Source organism: Galbibacter sp. (genome assembly GCF_048266365.1).
Lineage (GTDB): Bacteria > Bacteroidota > Bacteroidia > Flavobacteriales > Flavobacteriaceae > Galbibacter.
Genome location: NZ_JBLWZP010000001.1, coordinates 270,405 through 288,964, shown reverse-complemented (window position 1 = coordinate 288,964; position 18,560 = coordinate 270,405). Strand labels below are relative to the sequence as shown.

18 protein-coding genes and 1 tRNA gene are annotated in these 18,560 nt (G+C 38.8%); 14 read left to right on the top strand and 5 right to left on the bottom strand.

What is annotated here, in order from left to right; genetic code table 11:
- Nucleotides 1-401: 401 nt before the first annotated feature.
- The gene (locus ACN0TV_RS01325; RefSeq protein ID WP_417359353.1) at nucleotides 402-1,817 is read right to left on the bottom strand and encodes a PLP-dependent aminotransferase family protein; all 1,416 of its coding nucleotides are present in this window, start codon (nucleotides 1,815-1,817) and stop codon (nucleotides 402-404) included.
- Nucleotides 1,818-1,909: 92 nt separating this feature from the next.
- Here ACN0TV_RS01325 and ACN0TV_RS01320 point away from each other — a divergent pair, with 92 nt between their 5' ends.
- Nucleotides 1,910-2,800: a DMT family transporter gene (locus tag ACN0TV_RS01320; protein ID WP_417359351.1), complete on the top strand. Its 891-nt coding sequence runs from the start codon at nucleotides 1,910-1,912 to the stop codon at nucleotides 2,798-2,800.
- Nucleotides 2,801-2,837: 37 nt separating this feature from the next.
- On the opposite strand, the gene ACN0TV_RS01315 is transcribed toward ACN0TV_RS01320, so the two are convergent.
- On the bottom strand, nucleotides 2,838-3,368 hold the full coding sequence (locus ACN0TV_RS01315) for an NAD(P)H-dependent oxidoreductase (protein WP_417359349.1): 531 nt from the start codon (nucleotides 3,366-3,368) through the stop codon (nucleotides 2,838-2,840).
- Nucleotides 3,369-3,468: 100 nt separating this feature from the next.
- Between ACN0TV_RS01315 and ACN0TV_RS01310 the strand changes: the two genes are divergently transcribed.
- The 8 genes from ACN0TV_RS01310 to ACN0TV_RS01275 all read left to right on the top strand — a co-directional run bounded on the left by ACN0TV_RS01310 (nucleotide 3,469) and on the right by ACN0TV_RS01275 (nucleotide 8,605).
- Nucleotides 3,469-3,825, top strand: a complete 357-nt coding sequence (locus ACN0TV_RS01310; RefSeq protein ID WP_417359347.1) for a winged helix-turn-helix transcriptional regulator — start codon at nucleotides 3,469-3,471, stop codon at nucleotides 3,823-3,825.
- Nucleotides 3,826-3,944: 119 nt separating this feature from the next.
- Nucleotides 3,945-4,316: a VOC family protein gene (locus tag ACN0TV_RS01305; protein WP_417359346.1), complete on the top strand. Its 372-nt coding sequence runs from the start codon at nucleotides 3,945-3,947 to the stop codon at nucleotides 4,314-4,316.
- A 5-nt stretch (nucleotides 4,317-4,321) separates the two neighbouring features.
- A complete protein-coding gene (locus tag ACN0TV_RS01300) occupies nucleotides 4,322-5,257 on the top strand; it encodes a pyridoxal-phosphate dependent enzyme (RefSeq protein WP_417359344.1) in 936 nt (311 codons plus the stop codon).
- A gap of 355 nt (nucleotides 5,258-5,612) precedes the next feature.
- A complete protein-coding gene (locus tag ACN0TV_RS01295) occupies nucleotides 5,613-6,014 on the top strand; it encodes a hypothetical protein (protein ID WP_417359342.1) in 402 nt (133 codons plus the stop codon).
- 157 nt (nucleotides 6,015-6,171) lie between these two features.
- Nucleotides 6,172-6,624: a hypothetical protein gene (locus tag ACN0TV_RS01290; protein WP_417359341.1), complete on the top strand. Its 453-nt coding sequence runs from the start codon at nucleotides 6,172-6,174 to the stop codon at nucleotides 6,622-6,624.
- An 82-nt stretch (nucleotides 6,625-6,706) separates the two neighbouring features.
- Nucleotides 6,707-7,438 carry a hypothetical protein gene (locus tag ACN0TV_RS01285; protein ID WP_417359339.1) on the top strand — a complete coding sequence of 244 codons (732 nt, stop codon included), beginning with the start codon at nucleotides 6,707-6,709 and terminating at the stop codon, nucleotides 7,436-7,438.
- A gap of 184 nt (nucleotides 7,439-7,622) precedes the next feature.
- Nucleotides 7,623-7,706 (top strand) — tRNA-Leu (locus tag ACN0TV_RS01280).
- Nucleotides 7,707-7,888: 182 nt separating this feature from the next.
- Nucleotides 7,889-8,605: an AAA family ATPase gene (locus tag ACN0TV_RS01275; RefSeq protein ID WP_417359337.1), complete on the top strand. Its 717-nt coding sequence runs from the start codon at nucleotides 7,889-7,891 to the stop codon at nucleotides 8,603-8,605.
- A gap of 14 nt (nucleotides 8,606-8,619) precedes the next feature.
- Here ACN0TV_RS01275 and ACN0TV_RS01270 read toward each other — a convergent pair whose 3' ends face one another.
- Together ACN0TV_RS01270 and ACN0TV_RS01265 are read right to left on the bottom strand one after the other, a co-directional pair.
- Nucleotides 8,620-9,675: an FUSC family protein gene (locus ACN0TV_RS01270; RefSeq protein WP_417359335.1), complete on the bottom strand. Its 1,056-nt coding sequence runs from the start codon at nucleotides 9,673-9,675 to the stop codon at nucleotides 8,620-8,622.
- 59 nt (nucleotides 9,676-9,734) lie between these two features.
- Nucleotides 9,735-10,094 (bottom strand): DUF4180 domain-containing protein, encoded by a 360-nt coding sequence (locus ACN0TV_RS01265; protein ID WP_417359333.1) that lies wholly within the window; start codon nucleotides 10,092-10,094, stop codon nucleotides 9,735-9,737.
- A gap of 141 nt (nucleotides 10,095-10,235) precedes the next feature.
- On the opposite strand from ACN0TV_RS01265, the gene ACN0TV_RS01260 reads away from it, so the two are divergent.
- From ACN0TV_RS01260 to ACN0TV_RS01240, 5 genes are all read left to right on the top strand, one after another.
- The gene (locus ACN0TV_RS01260; protein WP_417359331.1) at nucleotides 10,236-10,802 is read left to right on the top strand and encodes a Crp/Fnr family transcriptional regulator; all 567 of its coding nucleotides are present in this window, start codon (nucleotides 10,236-10,238) and stop codon (nucleotides 10,800-10,802) included.
- A gap of 63 nt (nucleotides 10,803-10,865) precedes the next feature.
- Nucleotides 10,866-11,666: a DJ-1/PfpI family protein gene (locus ACN0TV_RS01255; protein WP_417359329.1), complete on the top strand. Its 801-nt coding sequence runs from the start codon at nucleotides 10,866-10,868 to the stop codon at nucleotides 11,664-11,666.
- Nucleotides 11,667-11,805: 139 nt separating this feature from the next.
- Entirely contained in the window at nucleotides 11,806-12,723 is a 918-nt protein-coding gene (locus ACN0TV_RS01250) for a dihydrodipicolinate synthase family protein (protein ID WP_417359327.1), read from the top strand.
- A gap of 75 nt (nucleotides 12,724-12,798) precedes the next feature.
- Nucleotides 12,799-16,062, top strand: a complete 3,264-nt coding sequence (locus ACN0TV_RS01245) for a SusC/RagA family TonB-linked outer membrane protein (RefSeq protein ID WP_417359325.1) — start codon at nucleotides 12,799-12,801, stop codon at nucleotides 16,060-16,062.
- An 11-nt stretch (nucleotides 16,063-16,073) separates the two neighbouring features.
- Entirely contained in the window at nucleotides 16,074-17,579 is a 1,506-nt protein-coding gene (locus ACN0TV_RS01240; RefSeq protein WP_417359323.1) for a RagB/SusD family nutrient uptake outer membrane protein, read from the top strand.
- A gap of 222 nt (nucleotides 17,580-17,801) precedes the next feature.
- Here ACN0TV_RS01240 and ACN0TV_RS01235 read toward each other — a convergent pair whose 3' ends face one another.
- Nucleotides 17,802-18,524 (bottom strand): FadR/GntR family transcriptional regulator, encoded by a 723-nt coding sequence (locus tag ACN0TV_RS01235; protein WP_417359321.1) that lies wholly within the window; start codon nucleotides 18,522-18,524, stop codon nucleotides 17,802-17,804.
- Nucleotides 18,525-18,560: the final 36 nt, after the last annotated feature.

Genomic DNA, 18,560 nt, shown 5'->3' with positions numbered 1-18,560 from the left:
AGACGAGGTCTTAAATTTATATGACGGCTACCGGAAAAAATAGGAATCGATAAAGTTTATTTACTGAAATACAGCCTTAATCTTACTCTTAAAATTGATACAAGGACATTCACGATTTGAAATTCAATGCCAACCAAGGGTTAATTATACTATGTATCTTTGCACGCTTCAAACTCTTTCAGGCTAATATGTATAATCATCCTCATGCAAAACGAGGATTTTCGTTTCAACCTCTGCGATAAATTACACCCTCACCCCTTTAGGTAATGATTCCTATTCTTTTCTGATCAGTTTGGAGGCATCTTTCGAATTCACGCCGATCATAATAATGTTGCTGGTAAGGCCACAAACATGGTTTCTATATTTTAATCTCGATAGATCCGGATCATCTAAACAAACCATCATAACATTGTTTTAGCCAGATTTCCTAGCTGTTGTAATTTAAGTTTTAATTCGTTTGTCCATGGCAAACCAAAACTAAGGCGCATACAGTTATGAAATTGATCTTGCAGTGTGAACATCCTACCTGCAGAAATACTAATCTTACTTTTAAGGGCAAGGTTGTATAGTTCTCCTGAATCAATCCCCTTAGGGAATTCTATCCACAAAGCAAGTCCTCCTTGTGGTCGACTAATCTTCGTTCCTTCCGGGAAAAATTCTCCTATCGTTGTTGCGTATTGTTGATAATTATCATGCAAGGTTCTACGTAAATTACGAAGATAATTATCATATCTTCCCGTCAACAAAAAATTACCAACCGCCTCGTGTATTATAGAAGTGGACGCAATAGAATGAATATACTTCAATTTCAGTAGTTGTTCTTTGTACTTTCCAGGTGCGACCCACCCTACCCGATAACCAGGTGCAAGGGTTTTAGATACTGATCCGCACCATAAAACATTTCCGTGGGTATCAAATGATTTACAACATTTTGGGCGTTCATTGCCGAAATAAATATCTCCGTAAGTATCATCTTCAATAAGGGGAATATCATACTCGGCCAGCAAGGATACAATTTCTTTCTTGTTATCATCCGGAGTACAATACCCGAGTGGCGTATTGAAATTAGGGACTAAGAGACAAACATCTATTTTTGGTAATAGATTTTTTAAGGCCTTAACATCAATTCCACTTACGGGATGTGTAGCGATCTCCATAACCTTTAATCCCAAACTAGCAGCAAGGTGTAGAATTCCCGGATAACAGGGACTTTCCAATGCAATAGTATCTCCTCGCTTAGCTAACGCCATAAGACAAAGCACCAATGCATTCATACAACCACTGGTTGTCACAAGATCACTTTCTTTTAAACTACCTCCCCATCCCCTTGAGCGAGCTGCTACCATTCTCCGCAGTTTCACATTCCCTTGGAGTGGCTCGTATTCTGTCCCACCCTCTTTCAATGATCTAGTAGCAAGAACGATTTCCTTCTTTAACTTTGTCAAAGGAAGTAAATCCCCAGAAGGGACTCCGAGGGAGAAAAAGGTTAAATCAGTACGACCCATAGCAGAATACACACCGTTTATCAACTGGTCCGGGTCCACGCTGTTTGCAACAGCCAATGGTTGACTAGCTTCCGGTAACGGGAGCTTTAAATACTCCATTGGACTTACAAAATAGCCCGATTGAGGTTTGGACTGCACGAGTGATTGAGCTTCCAATTCAAAGTAAACCCTTTTGGACGTGTTAATGCTTACACCATATTCTTTACTTAGATTCCTTACAGACGGCAAACGCTCCCCTGTTTTCAGTACACCCGATTTAATGTTTATCGCAATAGTACCAGCGATCTGGTTGTATAAAAAATCCTTCCCCATAACACAAATATAGCTGTGTCCATTAAAATAAAAAAAACTGAGACTGTGTTTATCAAATTCCTTTACCCAATTTTGTATTAAAATAATTCACTATGCAAGAATTGACAATAAATCGCATAAAAGAAAAGACAACACAAGGATGGATAAATGGTTTTATCGGTGTTTTACTATTCAGTGGAACATTACCCGCAACAAGGGTAGCCGTCTTAGAGTTTGATCCTGTATTAGTCACTGCTGCCAGAGCTTCCATTGCAGGATTTCTTGCAGTTTTTGCCTTGTTGTTTTTTAAACAGAGACGCCCTGATAAAAATCAAATCATACCATTAACTATCGTAGCATTAGGTGGCGTTGTGGGCTTTCCGCTACTTAGTTCTTTGGCCTTACAACACGTTACCTCTGCGCATTCTATTGTCTTTGTAGGTATACTGCCCGTGGCGACAGCAATATTTGCCATCTTCCGTGGGGGCGAACGTCCACGTCCAATCTTTTGGCTATTCTCTACCTTAGGGAGTTTACTGGTGGTAGGTTATGCCGTTGCACAAGGCATCACTGCCTCACCTCTGAGCGACATCCTTATGTTTGCGGCTGTTATAGTTTGCGGATTGAGTTATGCTGAAGGAGCAAAACTAACAAAAGTACTTGGAGGATGGCAGGTAATTTCATGGGCACTTGCACTCTCCCTACCGGTTATGCTACCCCTATGCTTTATCTATGAACCTTCTTCGATTGAGAATATCAGTACAGAGGCTTGGATTGGCTTAGGGTACGTGTCGCTATTCAGCATGTTCATCGCCTTTATTTTTTGGTACAATGGTTTGGCACAAGGTGGAACTGCAAGCGTAGGCCAAATACAGTTATTACAACCCTTTTTCGGATTGGCACTAGCATCTTGGTTACTTCATGAGAAAGTTAGCATAGGTATGATCGTAGTTACCGTAGGGGTAATCCTGTGCGTTTTCGGGACAAAGAAATTTGCAAAATGATGATGGCCTAAAACTGAAGTTTAACCCTATAAACCATTTAAAAGTCTCTTAAATATCTCATATAGGATTTCACACTTTCTTCAATATCTTGATTTGAACTATTCAATTCGATTCCATAATGTGGAAAGAACGGTTTGTAATCTGCTTTTACATATTCAAAGGTCAACTCAAATGGTCGAAGTAATTCTTGCATAGTATACTTATACTTTTCGTTTTCGTGATACTCATATTGGTCTATGCCAATAGTAATGGCCAAGGCAATCTTCCTCCCTTTTAATTTGTAGCCGCTCTTTTTACCAAATGCCCATCCATAGCGTAAAACCTCGTCCAACCATTTTTTGAAAAACGGAGGGCAATTGAACCAATAAAAAGGAAATTGAAATACAATTTTATCAAATTTTTCTATCAGATTTTGTTCTGCAATTACATCGATTTTTTCATCGGGATAGACCTTGTGTAGTTCATGAACGTGAAATTCGTCCGGGAATTTCTTGAGCTCCTCTACCCATCGTTTATTGAAAACGGATGCATGCATATCGGGGTGAATAACGACAACCAGTGTCTTCATTTTTTCTCAGCGATTTTAAAATTAAGGCACGAAGTTAAATACAAAACACTAATTTTACAGCTAAGCTGCCAATTGTATGGTACTATACAAAATGTAAGTAATGTCAAAAATTAAAGAAACCTCTACCAATTTTGTCAATAAAAAAGCATTAGCGAGAGAATGTCCTGAACTCTACGCTTCACAGATAATTGGCGGGCAGTGGGCGCTTGCTATATGCTGTTATTTGATCAATGGAAAACATAGATTTGGCGAACTGAAAAAATGTATACCAAACATTACCGAACGGATGCTTACCCTACAACTTCGCAAACTGGAGGCCAACAAAATTGTCACTCGCACTGTTTATGCTGAAGTCCCTCCTCGAGTTGAATACGAACTAACTCCGGTAGGCTATGAATTAAAACCAGTTATTGAAGCCCTTGCAAAATGGGGTGAAAGGCATAAAGCACTTCAATGATCCGGAGTTTAATCCTGAAATCACCTTTATTAGGTGTGTTTCCTTTGTGAGCAAGTTCCTTTTTTGTTCAACTTGTTGTTGAAGATATTATCTTTATGGAAATACTTAAGTAAAGCAAAATGGACCAACAATTTACACCCGGGGTAAACATCGCAATTAAAATACCGAAGAGCAAATACGAAAAGACTGTTGACTTTTATAAAAGAATTCTCAAACTTGAGGTCATAGAAAAACCAATAGATAACCCCACAGTTTCGAGAACACATGAAGTTAAATTTGGGAATATTACAATTTGGCTTGATTGTGTTGACAATTACACACATTCAGAAACTTGGTTACAGTTAGCGGTTCCTGATGTAGAACAGGCTACGAATTATTTGCAGTCCAATGGTGTCGAAACATGTGACGAACTAGAAAAATTACCGGAGAATATGCACTGGATCCAAGATCCGGCTGGCACTGTTTTTAATTTACAAGAACTAAAAAAATAAATTTAATGTTTAAAGAGCCTTTAATTCAAGTGCACCAGCGGATTAAACCATACATTCACCATACTCCTGTTTTAACCTCAACGCTCATCAATACCATTGCAGCTGCAAATTTGTATTTTAAATGCGAGAACTTCCAGAAAATGGGGGCCTTTAAAATGCGCGGGGCCACCAATGCGATTATGCAATTATCGGATGAACAAAAAAGAAGAGGAGTGGTCACGCATTCTTCCGGGAATTTTGCACAAGCACTATCCCTAGCTGCTCAAAGTTTAGAAGTTCCTGCTTATATTGTCATGCCCAAAACAGCTCCTCAGGTTAAAAAAAATGCAGTGAAGGACTATGGTGGTGAGATCATCGAATGTGAGCCCACTCTGGAAGCAAGAGAGCAAACCGCTATGAAATTAGAACGCACCAAAGGAGCTAGCTTTATTCACCCTTCAAATGATTTAAATGTCATTTTAGGTCAAGCAACAGCTGCCAAAGAACTACTAGAGAAGCTTCCAAACTTAGACTACATTTTTACTCCTGTTGGTGGAGGTGGCCTAATTGCCGGAACCGCTATTGCTGCAAAGCATTTTGGAAAGCATTGCAAGGTCATTGGCGGCGAACCGATGGAAGCAGATGATGCCTATCGCTCTTTAAAAAGCGGAAAAATACAAACCAACTCGACCACCAACACTATTGCCGATGGACTAAAAACCCAACTAGGATCCATTAACTTTCCAATTATTCAGCAGGGTGTAGCGCAAATTATTCGTGTTGAAGAACACGAAATCAAATATGCTATGCGCCTTATTTGGGAACGCATGAAAATCATATGTGAGCCTTCTTCAGCGGTAGCCTTGGCCGCTTTGATAAAGGAAAAGGAAGCATTTAAAGGTCAAAATATTGGTGTTATTATTTCTGGAGGAAATGTTGATCTTAGCCAATTGCCATTCTAGAGAATAACCATTAATCATGGTGGTAAGCTCACTTTTGCTTGCAGTAACTAAAATCATAGACCCAGGTCAACAACTACCCGACTACCACCCCTTCCATTACTATTAAAGCACTATTTCCTATTTTAAAAATAAAAAGTGTTCGACAATCGATAATAGCATCTTTTCTCATTTCCATGTAAAGGGCTACAATCACAGCTACTGCAGTGATGATTACAGTATTTCAAATTTTGTAGACGTTTTGTAGACAAGAAAACTGAATTGGTAGTCAACATATAAACGTTTGAATTACGGAGCAATTAAAGGAGCATCTTAAATTTGCTATTTGAGAATTTAACGTAATTATAAATTTAGAGACATGAAAACAGTTCAAATAATTATAGTGGCTTTTCTGGGTTTGCTATGGGCTTCTTGCGGAAATAGTAACCTTAAAGATGTTTCCGATGAGCCGGAGTTTAAGGGCATGAGTAACAATATCTTCTTCACCAATCAACCCATGTATTATTACAAATACAACAACGAGGGTGGAGTAATTACAGATCACTTCTTAAGCCTCCAGCATGATGATTCCAATGGTACAAAAATCCAAGACATTCCCAAGGGTAGCCATATCAAAGTATCCAAGGTTTACAAATTAGCCTTGAAAGATGGTGATACATTAATCTGGATTACGGGTGAGGTATTTCCAAGTCCAAATGTGTCACTTCCTTATGAAACGGCATTAATAGAATCAGAATCCTTTTTTGAACAGCGAAACTAGAGAGATCCTGATTTTCAAACAATAGATTATGTGGGTGCTATTATATCTGATATACATTCAGTTTTTGGAGGCTATTATGAATCTCTTACAGCCACTATTGATACACGTATTTTTGTAAACCAGACAGATATAATAATTAATTAAACACCTAAGATTAGTGGAGTTACTTATTCCAAAAATAGAAATTGAATCCTTAACACCGAAAGAGCTGGAGATTTATAAACACTTAAATCAATCTCCTTATGGAATGGCACTTGCTACTCAGGTGACCGCTAAACTAAAGAAGAATCCAAATGAGAGTGGTGGATTATATCTTTCACATCGAGATTATTGTGGGCATGGTATTTATCTACTTCGCAACAGGTTTTGCTTGGGTATTGTAAATGATGGTCGTGGACCTTATCCGACAATTATGAGCTTTGACCATAGCCATGAATTTATTAATTGGCTAGCTTCTGAAAACGATCAAAGTATGGCATTATATGGGGAACGTTTTAATAATCAAACCATCTCCAAAATTCGGCTAGAATGGTATTTAGACAATGCGCACAGTCCTATTTGGAATGCCTATTGTACTTATATTAGAGAGAACCATAGATCGGCAGAATGAGGTAAAACAATCCATAGCCATCCACATGATAAATTATCACAAGTAAAACATGAACTAAAGAAACAATCACAATCTAATTTTTATGATGCATTTTATTAAAACACTAAAAAACATAGGCCTTGGCATTCTTATATTGGTAATAGGAGTATCCTGCAGTAATGATGACCAGGCCACAAGTGAGCCTCAGATGGGGTATTTCGTGAAAGAAATAGTAACCTTTGGAGAGCATGACAGCTTGGTGCTTAGCTTTGAGTATGATAATCACAATAGAATGATTAGCCAGAGATCAAATGATCTATTGATGGAATTTGGATATAACGATCTGGGACAAATGACCACATATAAAGAAGATGGGAAACTACTTTTTGGTTTTGAGTATAGCAATGATCTGATCACAAAACAATTGATATATAGTCCTGTTTATGATTCGATAACCGAAGAAATAGCGTTCACTTTTTCTAATGGTTATTATATATCACAACAAGATACAATTATCAAAATAGGACAGAATAAACAAATTTTAGAATATGTAGTTGATCAAGTTGAATTCTTGTATGGAGAAGAAACGGGGGTTCATCCACACCTATCTCCTATACCGGCAAGATTTTTAATTGATCCTGATGCATTACTATATGATATGACAATTTCAAATCAAGAACTTCAAGGTTTCAGTACCCTCACACGTCTTGCTATTGTAATGAGCTCCCGAAATGACAAAGGATTAATAGAGAGGATCGACATGAAGAACATGCCAGATGAACGGATTACTCAAAGTTGGGAAATCACCTATGAGCAAAGGATATTGAACCCGTAGTGAGCGGCTGCATTAACAATAATTCAAAAGACAGTTAACGGCTGGTTTTAATTCAAAGGAGAGCTCTAATTCCGAATTTTGAAGCCTGAAATTCTTCAAGGAGCCATTCAGAATTAATTACTTTTATAAAATCACAAAAAAGTTGAACTTATCGCTATATTTTTTTTACTTTTGCCAACCATTCACCGGGGTGCTGGAACTGGTAGACAGGCATGGTTGAGGGCCATGTGTCCATTAGGGCGTGTGGGTTCGATTCCCATTCCCGGTACAAGACAGGAAACGTGATTCTATTTATCGCTTTTCCTGTTTTTTTTAAGATTTCCTTTATAACTCGGGTCAATCTAAACAACTGTATTTTAAAACTGTAAATTTAAAATATAGCCAGATGAATTTTAGTATTTTTGCCTTTTTTCCAAAGGGTGTGTTTAAAAAATTCTAAAGTTGGCAGCCATGAATGTATTCGACCTTACCATAAACGATAGAGAACAAGTAGCTTTAAATGATGTAGTCCTAAGTCAAACCAGCAGGCAGCAGCTTGAACAGCTGGTTAAAGAACATACCTATATTGAAGAATTACACCCCTATGGTCTTCCGGTAAACAACAAGATACTACTGCAAGGAAGTTCAGGTTGTGGTAAAACAATGACGGCAAAAGCTATCGCACAATCATTGGGCAAAAAGATTCTTATCCTTAATTTGAGTAATGTGGTATGTTCACGCATCGGTGAAACTTCCCAAAACATCAAACAGGTGTTTGATAAAGCCGCCAGAGACAAAGCCATTCTTTTCTTAGATGAATTTGATCAGATTGGCAAAGCGAGAGGCAACGATGATAAAGATGTCGGCGAAATGCGAAGACTGGTAAACACCCTGATTCAACTCATCGATTATTACCCGGAAAATGCACTTTTGATTTGCGCGACCAACCACCCTGAAATCATAGATAATGCTTTATTAAGGCGCTTTCAACTTCGAGTCAATTACGAGCTCCCAAAGACTGACGTTTTAGATCGCTATTACGATGAACTATTAGGTAAATTTCCAGAGGAATTACAACACATAGATCGTCTTTACAACATCTCTTTTGCAGAGGCCAAAGATCACGCTTTCACCATGGTAAAGGCAGCCCTAATTCAACACTTGGAGGCTAAAAAAGAACTTGGATAATAGTTGACATTGCACTAGGATTTGTATTTCCTAAGAACAACCTTAGTCCTTTTGACGTGTTTTTTTGCAAAGAAATGTAACCTCTCATTGTACAAGAACCACCCTCCTACGGCTCCAATAATACTTCCTACTACGATATCGAAAAATCTGGTAATCATTAAATGGTCCGGAGTCTCTAATAGACTGATGTTTGGTTCGGCCAGTAATATAGTTAAGGTTGTGATAAACATAGCGGCAATGGCGTAGTTTCTGACAATTAAGAACTCTACAATTGTTTGAAGGATTAGAATGCTTATACAGATCCCGAGCACAGTAATGTCCATTTCTAAGATGAGCCAGGTGAGTCCAAGACCAAGAAAGGTACCAAGGACCCTTTGCATAGCCCGAGTCCAAATATGCTTGGTACTAATGCCCTGCATCACCGCCATACAAGAAATTGGAACCCAATAGGGGTTTTCAAGTTTTAACAGGATTCCGACCAGCAACGCCAAAGCAACCATGACACTATATATTATAGATTCCGTAATGTTGACATATAGGTTCTTTTGTACCACCACTACTGCCGGAGCGTCGCTAATTTTGCTTAGAACAATGATGCTGTATAATAAAGCAATAACACAGGCAATCATAACTCCCATAGCAAAATTTCCTATACTACCGGAGATATCTGAATAATGCGCCGGCATCGTAATGGCAATGGAAGCCACCATAATAAAAAAAAAATTACCTGGAGGCTTGGTAAGTTCTAGTCGATTCAAAGCATAGTGAACCCCAAAGGTATAGAGTCCTAAAAAGATTGGAGTCAACCAAAGATTAAATGAGAATATCAGTCCATAGGAAAAGGAAAGAATAAACCCAAATCCACAAACCATCAGAATCATCATGCGATTCACAAGTTTATTCGATTGGATGTATAAGATGGTCAGCGCCCCTAGAGAGGCTAATTTTCCAGCTTCTATATCATGGATTAAAAATCCAATCAGCAAAGGAATACCTACACAGGAACCAGCCACTATAGGAAGGTGCCAGGCACGATTTGTCTTATTAAATCTAAATAGTTCTTTCCACATTGCAAATGCAAAATTACTTAAAAGAATAGACCCGAGCTTTATTTAAGGTAGCATTACCGTTAATTCGATAAACTTTTAATAGCATCTGAGAGCTGAGCAAGCATATTGACCATCCGCCCCTGATTACACTCGTAGATAAATGCCTGTAGACTCTCTGAGTTATAGGATTTGAAATCTCCTACGATCACAAGTCGCATACGGTAGTTGGAGAATTTTTGCAGAACCTCCCCGGCTAGTCCGTTTTTGAGATCAAAAAATTGAGCTGCGATATTCTCCTTATAAAGAATTACCCTATCATAGCCCTGAAAATACAGTGTTCCAACAAGATCTAATCCATCAGATTCGTTGGTAATCAGAAGATCGTCGGATATAACTTCCGCAATGTCAATCCCATTACTACTATGCTTTTTTACAACCATCTTTGCTTATTTTAATCAAATATAATGAAGCCCTATTGAATACTGTATCTTATAAACCTACAGAAGTAGTTTTAAAATAGTGTATCTTGGGGGTCACTTTTAATCAACCACCAAAACCAGGTCTATTATTTTTGACCAACCATGGATACACTTAGAGCTTATATAGAAAACTTCGTCGATTTAACCCCTATTGAAAAGGAATCCTTTACAACATTGTTTACTGAAACCCAACTTGAAAAAGACGACTATTTTGCAGTAGAAGGTCAGTACGCATCCACCCTCTGTTTTCTTAAAACCGGAGTAATGCGAGCATTTTATCGTAACAGCGCCGGCAAAGAGTACAACAAAACTTTTTTTACGAATTCAAATTTTGTGGCGGCCTATGTTTCCCTGACCACAAAGCAGCGCAATTCCATCAACATCCAGTGCCTGACAGACTGTAGTGTGCTGATAGCGGATTATGATAAAGTCACCGGGCTGTACGCAAAATTCCCAAAGATTGAAAGCCTGGCGCGAAGATTAGCAGAATACAAATTTGCACTCAAAGAAAAGAGAGAAATTGAACTAGCTACTTTAGACGCCACCAAGCGTTATGATATCTTTAGAGAAGAGCACCCGGGTTTGGAGAACCTCATCAACCAATACCATATTGCGTCGTACTTAAGCATCACTCCTACTCAATTGAGCAGAATTCGATCCAAAATTTAAAATCTTTACCTATGTAAATGCACCGCTGTAGATGATTGATGATTTTTGTTAAAAAACAAAACCATGATCAATCTGAAAACTTTCATTATTATGATAATCATCACCGGGTGTACTGCGAATTACCTAACTGCGCAAAATAAAATAGTTATGGTATTAAGCGCAGCAGACACTCTTAGCCTGAATCAAGGAAAAAAATTAAGACAGACCGGTGTGTTCTTAAACGAATTCTATCTGGCGTATCACGCCTTAAAACAAGCAGGCTACCAGGTCGATTTTGCTACAGCTGAGGCTAAAGCCCCTAGTATAGATCAGGAGAGTCTTCATGATAAGTATTGGAAAGAACAACTGGAATTAAAGATTAAAGCCATGGATTTCATTAGAAAAGATAGTAGCTTCTTGCATCCTAAATCTCTAAAGTACATTCTTGAACATCAAAGTGAATATATGGGTTTGATCATCCCTGGAGGCCAAGGCCTAATGGTTGACTTGGCCCATTCCAAGCATATCCCACTGCTATTACAGCAATTTGCTGCAAATCAAAAGCCTACGGGACTAATCTGTCATGCACCTAGTCTACTGCTGACTATAGATAAAGACAAGCATCCTTATATAGGCTACAAGGTAAGTGCCGTCTCTCCAATAGAGGAATTTGTAATCGAACGCTTTATCATGAAAGGTAAGCCCGTTTCCAGAAAAATAGGAAAGCGACTTCGCAGACTTGGTCTTAAATATCGTTCCGGATTTCCAAAGGCTAATTTTGCAATAAAAGATAGAAATCTAGTGAGCAGTCAAAATCCATTTTCTTCTGCAGCTTTTAGCGAATTGTATCTAAAGGCACTCGTGGAATACGGCAATAACAACTAAAAAAATATACATTAGTACGCGGAATCCTTACGTACAATAGGCTCACTAAATTTCTTATTTTAATAACAAATTTTTAACTTAAGTTTGGCTATATCAAATTTTTACATATATTTGCTTATGTTATACATAATACATATATATGAATTTACTAGCAGCAACATATGCTCCCATGAGGGAGGATTACAGTTTAAATACTGAGCTTATAAGCACCTATGGAGAGTTTTTGAAAAACAACGCTATTAAAGGCGCCTTTATCAATGGGTCCACTGGAGACTTTGTTTCACTTTCAACCAAGGAGCGTATGGAGCTTATGGATGCTTGGAGCGGGCAACGCAGTGAGGATTTTAAAGTGATAAATCACGTTGGACACACCTCACTTATTGAGGCTGTTAAGCTTGCCAAGCACTCTGCAATCCTAGCTGATGGTATTGCGGTACTTGCACCCTATTATTTTACCATTAAATCCGTAGGTAAACTCGTTGAGTATTGCAAAGAAGTAGCTATGGCTGCTCCTGAGCTTCCATTCTATTATTACCATATTCCTGTTCTATCAGGAGCGAATTTAGATATGAGAGACTTTGTTCCACATGCTGTTGCAGAAATCCCAAATTTTATGGGTGTTAAGTTCACCCATAATGACATTATCGATTTCCAATTCTGTATGGAACTAAAGGACAAATTAAAACCGGAACTGGAATTTTATTTTGGTATCGATGAAATGTTCGTCGACAGTATCTCTTTAGGCGGACATGGTTGGGTAGGTAGTACTTATAACCATTTAGCACCTTTATACCGTACTATTTCAGAATGTTATAAAATACAGGATTACGAGCAGGCTAACGAACTACAGCGTCGTGCTATAAAATTTGTTCAAAACTTAGATGCCTTTGGTGGCTTTAACGGTGCTGGAAAAAGTTTTATGAGAGCCCTCGGAATAGATTGTGGCCCCAGCAGATCACCGCACATCACATTAACTGATGCGCAGTTAAACCAAGCTTTAGATCAAATGAAATCTATTCAATTAAATCATGATGATTTTGCAAGAAGCGAATCTTAAGTGATTTTTTTGATCAAGCATGTTATACATAATACAATTAAGCTATCAATATTCAATAACTAAACTACACATTTCATGAAGAATTTCTATCATTTTATCAGGACCAAGTTCCTGATTTTAGAAAATCATCTTCGCTTTGGAAGAAGCATACAGATGATGCTCTTAGTATGTTCGCTAGTAACATCTTCCGCATTTGCTCAGAGCAAGCAGGTGAGCGGAACCGTCTTAGACGAATTGGGGACTCCTTTACCGGGAGCCACTGTATTAATTAAAGGAACCACTACTGGAACTCAAACCGATTTTGACGGGAATTTCAGTATACAAGCTAGTGCTGAGGATGTACTTGTCATTAGCTATGTAAGTTATAAGGCTCAGGAAGTTGTCGTTGGAAATCAATCAACTATCCAAGCGAGTCTTCAATTAGACACCGCCATGCTGGACGAGGTGGTTGTAACCGGATATGGTAAACAATCCAGGGCTAAACTGACCACATCGGTATCTAAATTAGATACTCGCGTTATGGAAACCTCAACAAGATCCAATGCTGCTACCGCGCTACAAGGTACCATATCTGGATTAAGAGTAACGAACACTACAGGACAACCTGGGGCTACACCACAAATTACACTTCGTGGTGGAACTAACTTTAACGGTACAGGTTCACCACTGATTTTAATAGATGGCGTCCCTGGTAGTTTTTACGCACTGAACTCGGATGATATCGAATCCATCGAGGTACTAAAGGATGCAGCTGCTACGGCTATCTACGGTGCACGTTCTGCCAATGGGGTAATCTTGGTTACCACTAAAACAGGAACACCCGGACGATCCAGCATCAACTTCAAGCAGAAGTTCAGTATGAACCACAAAAGAAAAACACCTACCTATCTTGGCGCTGCTGATTTTATCAGATACAACAGACAAGCTGTTGCCTACTACAGGGAGGCTACTAATAATCCAAATGGTTTTGGTGCTTTTGTTGACGGAGCTACTGGTTTTGGAACTGGTGGAAACACAACAGACTCTCCGTTTACGACCCAGTTTTTAACTCCTGATAATAGATACTTATTACAGTATCCAGGTTGGGGAACTGTAGCAGATCCACTAGATCCTAGCAGACAGATTTTATTTATGGAGAACGAGGTTGGTGATAATATTTACCAATCCAGTAGAACCATTGATAATTACCTTTCCTTTGATGGGGGTAATGAAAAAGGGTCTTATTACTTAGGACTAGGATATTTAGATAATGAAGGACTTATTCTAGGTTCTGGGTTTAAACGAATTTCAGGTAAATTTAGCGGAAGCTATAAAATCACCGACAAGTTCAGAGTAAACTCGAACATCATTTATTCGCACTCAAATTTAAAACAGAGCCCACTTGGAGGTGATGATACCGTATTTAGACGTTTTGCCGGTCAACCACCAACATCACGTGTATTCAACAACAATCCTGATGGTTCATTATCTGATATATACAATCAAGGTACAAACTCCGGATTTGGTAACCCACTTTACTATCAGGACAAATTTGTTCGTAAGAACTTAGAACAACGTTTGCAAGCCTCTGTAGGAATGAATTGGGAGATAACTGATGAATTAGAGGCTGCTGTAACAGCGAGCCACTTTACAATCAACAACCATAATGATCGATTCAACAAGGCCTATTTGAATGGTGGTACTTATATCACTACCAGAAATGCCTCTACAAGCTTGGAAAGAACCCTAAGGAATCAAGTGACAGCAACCTTAAACTACACCAAAGTTTTAGGAAACCACACCTTTGATTTACTTGGAGGTACAGAGTATTACCAAGATAATTATTATTCTTCTTCGGCGGGAACTAAAGGCTCTCCTACAGACTTCATCTACACCCTTAATGCGGGAAGTGAAGCTAATGGAGTCCCAAGCAGTTTTGAAACCGAACATAGAATTGTATCCCTTTTCGGTCGTTTAAATTATGACTTTGATGACAAATACCTTTTAAGTCTAACCTTTAGACAGGATGGTTCATCCAGGTTAGCTAATGATAAATTTGGATTTTTCCCGGGAGCATCCTTTGCATGGAATGCACATAAAGAGCCTTTCTTTATGAATTCAGGGATCAGCGATGTCGTTACAACATTCAAACCTAGAGTTAGTTACGGGGTGAACGGAAACATCGATGTGTTAGGAAATTACCAAGTTTATGGTTCTTATGGATCCCAAGGTGTATATGATGGCCAAACGGGTTACGCCAATACCGGTCTAGCGACTCCGGATCTACAATGGGAGCGTTCAACAACGCTAAACTTTGGTTTGGATCTAGGATTGTTCAATAACCGTGTAAGTGTTATCGGGGAATATTTCATCAGAGATGTTAAAGATAAATTGGCAGGTTTAACCCTTCCCTACTGGACTGGATTTAGTTCCATTACCACTAATAACGGTACCCTTAGAAACAAAGGTTTTGAATTACAGTTAAACGCAGATATTATCCGTACTCAAGACTTTACTTGGAATTTTGGAGCGACCATGTCTCAAATCAAAAATTATGTGGTTAATCTTCCGGAAAATGATAATGAAAACAACCGTCAAGGTGGACACCAAATCTACAACCCGGATTCAGGAGAATTGGAATGGGTAGGAGGATTACAAGAAGGACAACGCGTTGGAAACGACATGGTTGTTACTTACGTCCAAGATTATATCTATGCCGATCAGGCAGAGGTTGATGCTCATGCTGAGCGTCAGGATGATTTACTTCCGGATCCATTCAAAAGATATCCTGGAGATGTTGCTTGGAAGGATTTTAACGATGATAATATCATCAACTCCTATGACCGTAAGGTGATCGGTAGAACGACTCCTGATTTTGTCGGAGGTTTTACTACAAGTTTCAAATACAAAGGGATTGGTCTTTATGTGAAAACCGACTTTGCAACAGGACATATCGCTTACAACCACATCCGTGGTAAAGGAATTGCACAAACACAAGGGAACTTAAATCAAGACGCTTTGGTTTTACAATCTTGGACTCCTGAAAACAGGGATACAGATATTCCACGATTTGTTTTCACTGACGTACAACGAAATATTTTTAGAGGCAGCGAGGCCTACATCAACAATAACTTCTGGGAAAAAGCGGACTATCTGGCATTAAGGGAAGTCACATTGAGCTATGATGTACCTACTGTTGCTTTCAGTGATAAAATCCAAGCGCTGAGTCTCTACTTGACCGGAAGTAATTTACATTACTTTAAAAGTTATAGCGGTGATACTCCGGAAGAGGGTGGCTACCAGGCTGGTGAATTCCCAATGCCTGTAACTGTAACTCTTGGACTTAATTTAACCTTTTAAAGAACGAGAAGATGAAAAATATATTTAAAATACTATTGGTGTTGCTGCTGGTATCCTGTGAGAGCGAGCTGGAAATCACCGCTCCGAGTGAATTAAACACCAACGGCTTCTGGACCTCAGAGGAAGGAGCCAAAGCAGCACACACAGGACTCTATGGATCATTCCGTGGAATGCAGAGTAACTTCTGGTTACTCGGTGAGCTAAGAAGTGATGTATGGGGAGGACAAACCTTTGAATCTCCTGCTAACGAACCCTTAATTGAATCCAACATTACGGTTTCAACAGCTCCATTTGGAGGTTGGGCAGGTATTTATACCAAAATCCATCAGCTTAATGATTTCATCGAAAATGTTGCTGAAATCAGCTTTAGTAATGAAGCGGACAAAAAACATATGTTAGGACAAGCTTTCGGGTTAAGGGCGTTTTATTATTACACCCTGACGAAAACTTGGGGAGCAGTTCCAATTTCTACGGAATCGCTTTCAGATATAGATCCTTCCTCTCTAAGTAAACCAAGATCTTCTGAGCAAGAGGTTATGAACTTGATCAAATCAGATCTTGAAATTTCTTTGGAATACTTTGGAGGTGATGCCTCTTACTGGCAAGGAAAAAGAATCTATTGGTCTAAGGCAGCAACCCTAGCGCTCAAAGGAGATGTTTACATCTGGTCTGGAAACCTTTTAGGAGGTGGAGCAGCAGACTTTAACACCGCTAAAACGGCATTACAGCAAATCGCTGCTATGGATGTTGCACTAGAAGCTAATTTTGCGGATCTATGGAATACTGAAAACGAAGCAAACAAGGAATTTATCTTTGCTGTAGATTATGAACAAGATCAAGCAACGAATTACTATTCTCTTTTAACAGGGAGAACCACAGAGATTCATCCACAATTTGATCAACATGGAAACCCTATGAATGAGTTCATCTCCAATGGAGGAAACCGTTATGGACCTTCAGAGAAAACACTACAACTTATAGATGATCCATTAGATACTCGTAAGGATGCTACCTTCACGCAGCTTTATAAAGATGATAATGGTGGCGAAGGATATAGCAGTTATAATGCTGATAAATATTTCGGTGCAATAACTAGCAAGTTTGTCGGAAGTGTAGACGGAAGTGTTCGAATTTCAGACAACGACGTTCCTGTATATCGCTATGCGGACGTATTACTTCTATTAGCTCAAGCTAAGAACCTGTTAAATGAAGATCCTTCTACGGAAATCAACTTGGTTCGCGCCAGAGCATATGGTAGCAATTACGATCCTGTAATCCACGGGTATGTCAACGGATCTAAAACTGATAATGCCAATGCTATATTGAATGAGCGTTATAAAGAATTCTTATCAGAGGGTAAACGCTGGTGGGATTTAAGACGCGCCGGAAATCAGTATGTATTTAATAACATCGAGTACATTGACGCCTCAGAAGAATATTTATTAGTGTTGCCGATTACCCTTGATATGATAGGTCGTAATCCAATGCTAGAACAAACTGCAGGTTATCCTGAGTAGGGGTTAAATCATAAAACCCTGCATTTTGAAACATAACAAAACATAGGGTTTAAATATATTTTAAACTCATGTGCAAAGTTTAGAATTGGTTAGTTTTTATTATGTTGTTGTAAAGAGGGAGCTGTTTCGCAGCTCCCTCTTTCTTTTTAAGTCTATTTGAAACGCATCGTTATGTCATGCGTAATCCAAATGAGACTTAAATTATACTAAACGAGATTTAAACTATCTTTTTTTAAGGAAGATTTGATCAAAATGAGGTTCTAAATGCCTTCTCATCGCATTTCTGAAGGTGTCCGGAGTTCCTGTCTTCAGATGATCTAATAGCATTTTATGATTGACAAACTTACCGGAAGAATACTGATAATCTCCGTTGGTCTCCATGCGTTGTTGTTGGTAGTGGTATTCAAATACTGGAAGTAACAAATCTTGGAAACGTTGCAGGGTTCTGTTTCTGGAAATCTGATAAAGCTTACCGTGGAAAGCAATTTCCTTGTCTAATGAGAACATATTCCTGTTGTAATTGGCAGCAGCTTCTTCAGCAACAATTTGCTCTAATTCTGCGATGTCATTGGAGGTAACATATTCAAATAAAAAGTCCGCCATCCCCATTTCCAATATAAGTCGAAGTTCAAATAAACTTTTAAGGGTTTTTTCTCCCAGTAAATTCGGCTCTAAAATACGCTCAAAATTATTGATAATATCTGGTTCCTGGAAGGTCATTCCTTTGTGCTTTTTACTATCGATAAATCCTAAGGTCCTGAGTCTTAGAAGTGCTTCCCTGACAACAGTCCTACTCACCCCCAAGGACGCTGCCAAATCCATTTCCTTGGCGATGGGATCTCCCGGTTTAAGATTGTTTTCTTTAAAATATTGCATCAAACGCATCTCCACTTTATCCACTAAGGATAATGTGTCTATCGGTCCTAACTGTTCTCGGTTTTTCATTTTTTAGTGTTTTTGTACTGCTTAAGCCAAACTCCT

What these genes read in the sequence shown, in the direction of transcription:
- ACN0TV_RS01325 (WP_417359353.1), bottom strand. Translation starts at nt 1,817, where the DNA reads ATGGGGAAGGATTTTTTATACAACCAGATCGCTGGTACTATTGCGATA.
- ACN0TV_RS01320 (WP_417359351.1), top strand. Translation starts at nt 1,910, where the DNA reads ATGCAAGAATTGACAATAAATCGCATAAAAGAAAAGACAACACAAGGA.
- ACN0TV_RS01315 (WP_417359349.1), bottom strand. Translation starts at nt 3,368, where the DNA reads ATGAAGACACTGGTTGTCGTTATTCACCCCGATATGCATGCATCCGTT.
- ACN0TV_RS01310 (WP_417359347.1), top strand. Translation starts at nt 3,469, where the DNA reads ATGTCAAAAATTAAAGAAACCTCTACCAATTTTGTCAATAAAAAAGCA.
- ACN0TV_RS01305 (WP_417359346.1), top strand. Translation starts at nt 3,945, where the DNA reads ATGGACCAACAATTTACACCCGGGGTAAACATCGCAATTAAAATACCG.
- ACN0TV_RS01300 (WP_417359344.1), top strand. Translation starts at nt 4,322, where the DNA reads ATGTTTAAAGAGCCTTTAATTCAAGTGCACCAGCGGATTAAACCATAC.
- ACN0TV_RS01295 (WP_417359342.1), top strand. Translation starts at nt 5,613, where the DNA reads ATGAAAACAGTTCAAATAATTATAGTGGCTTTTCTGGGTTTGCTATGG.
- ACN0TV_RS01285 (WP_417359339.1), top strand. Translation starts at nt 6,707, where the DNA reads ATGATGCATTTTATTAAAACACTAAAAAACATAGGCCTTGGCATTCTT.
- ACN0TV_RS01275 (WP_417359337.1), top strand. Translation starts at nt 7,889, where the DNA reads ATGAATGTATTCGACCTTACCATAAACGATAGAGAACAAGTAGCTTTA.
- ACN0TV_RS01270 (WP_417359335.1), bottom strand. Translation starts at nt 9,675, where the DNA reads ATGTGGAAAGAACTATTTAGATTTAATAAGACAAATCGTGCCTGGCAC.
- ACN0TV_RS01265 (WP_417359333.1), bottom strand. Translation starts at nt 10,094, where the DNA reads ATGGTTGTAAAAAAGCATAGTAGTAATGGGATTGACATTGCGGAAGTT.
- ACN0TV_RS01260 (WP_417359331.1), top strand. Translation starts at nt 10,236, where the DNA reads ATGGATACACTTAGAGCTTATATAGAAAACTTCGTCGATTTAACCCCT.
- ACN0TV_RS01255 (WP_417359329.1), top strand. Translation starts at nt 10,866, where the DNA reads ATGATCAATCTGAAAACTTTCATTATTATGATAATCATCACCGGGTGT.
- ACN0TV_RS01250 (WP_417359327.1), top strand. Translation starts at nt 11,806, where the DNA reads ATGAATTTACTAGCAGCAACATATGCTCCCATGAGGGAGGATTACAGT.
- ACN0TV_RS01245 (WP_417359325.1), top strand. Translation starts at nt 12,799, where the DNA reads ATGAAGAATTTCTATCATTTTATCAGGACCAAGTTCCTGATTTTAGAA.
- ACN0TV_RS01240 (WP_417359323.1), top strand. Translation starts at nt 16,074, where the DNA reads ATGAAAAATATATTTAAAATACTATTGGTGTTGCTGCTGGTATCCTGT.
- ACN0TV_RS01235 (WP_417359321.1), bottom strand. Translation starts at nt 18,524, where the DNA reads ATGAAAAACCGAGAACAGTTAGGACCGATAGACACATTATCCTTAGTG.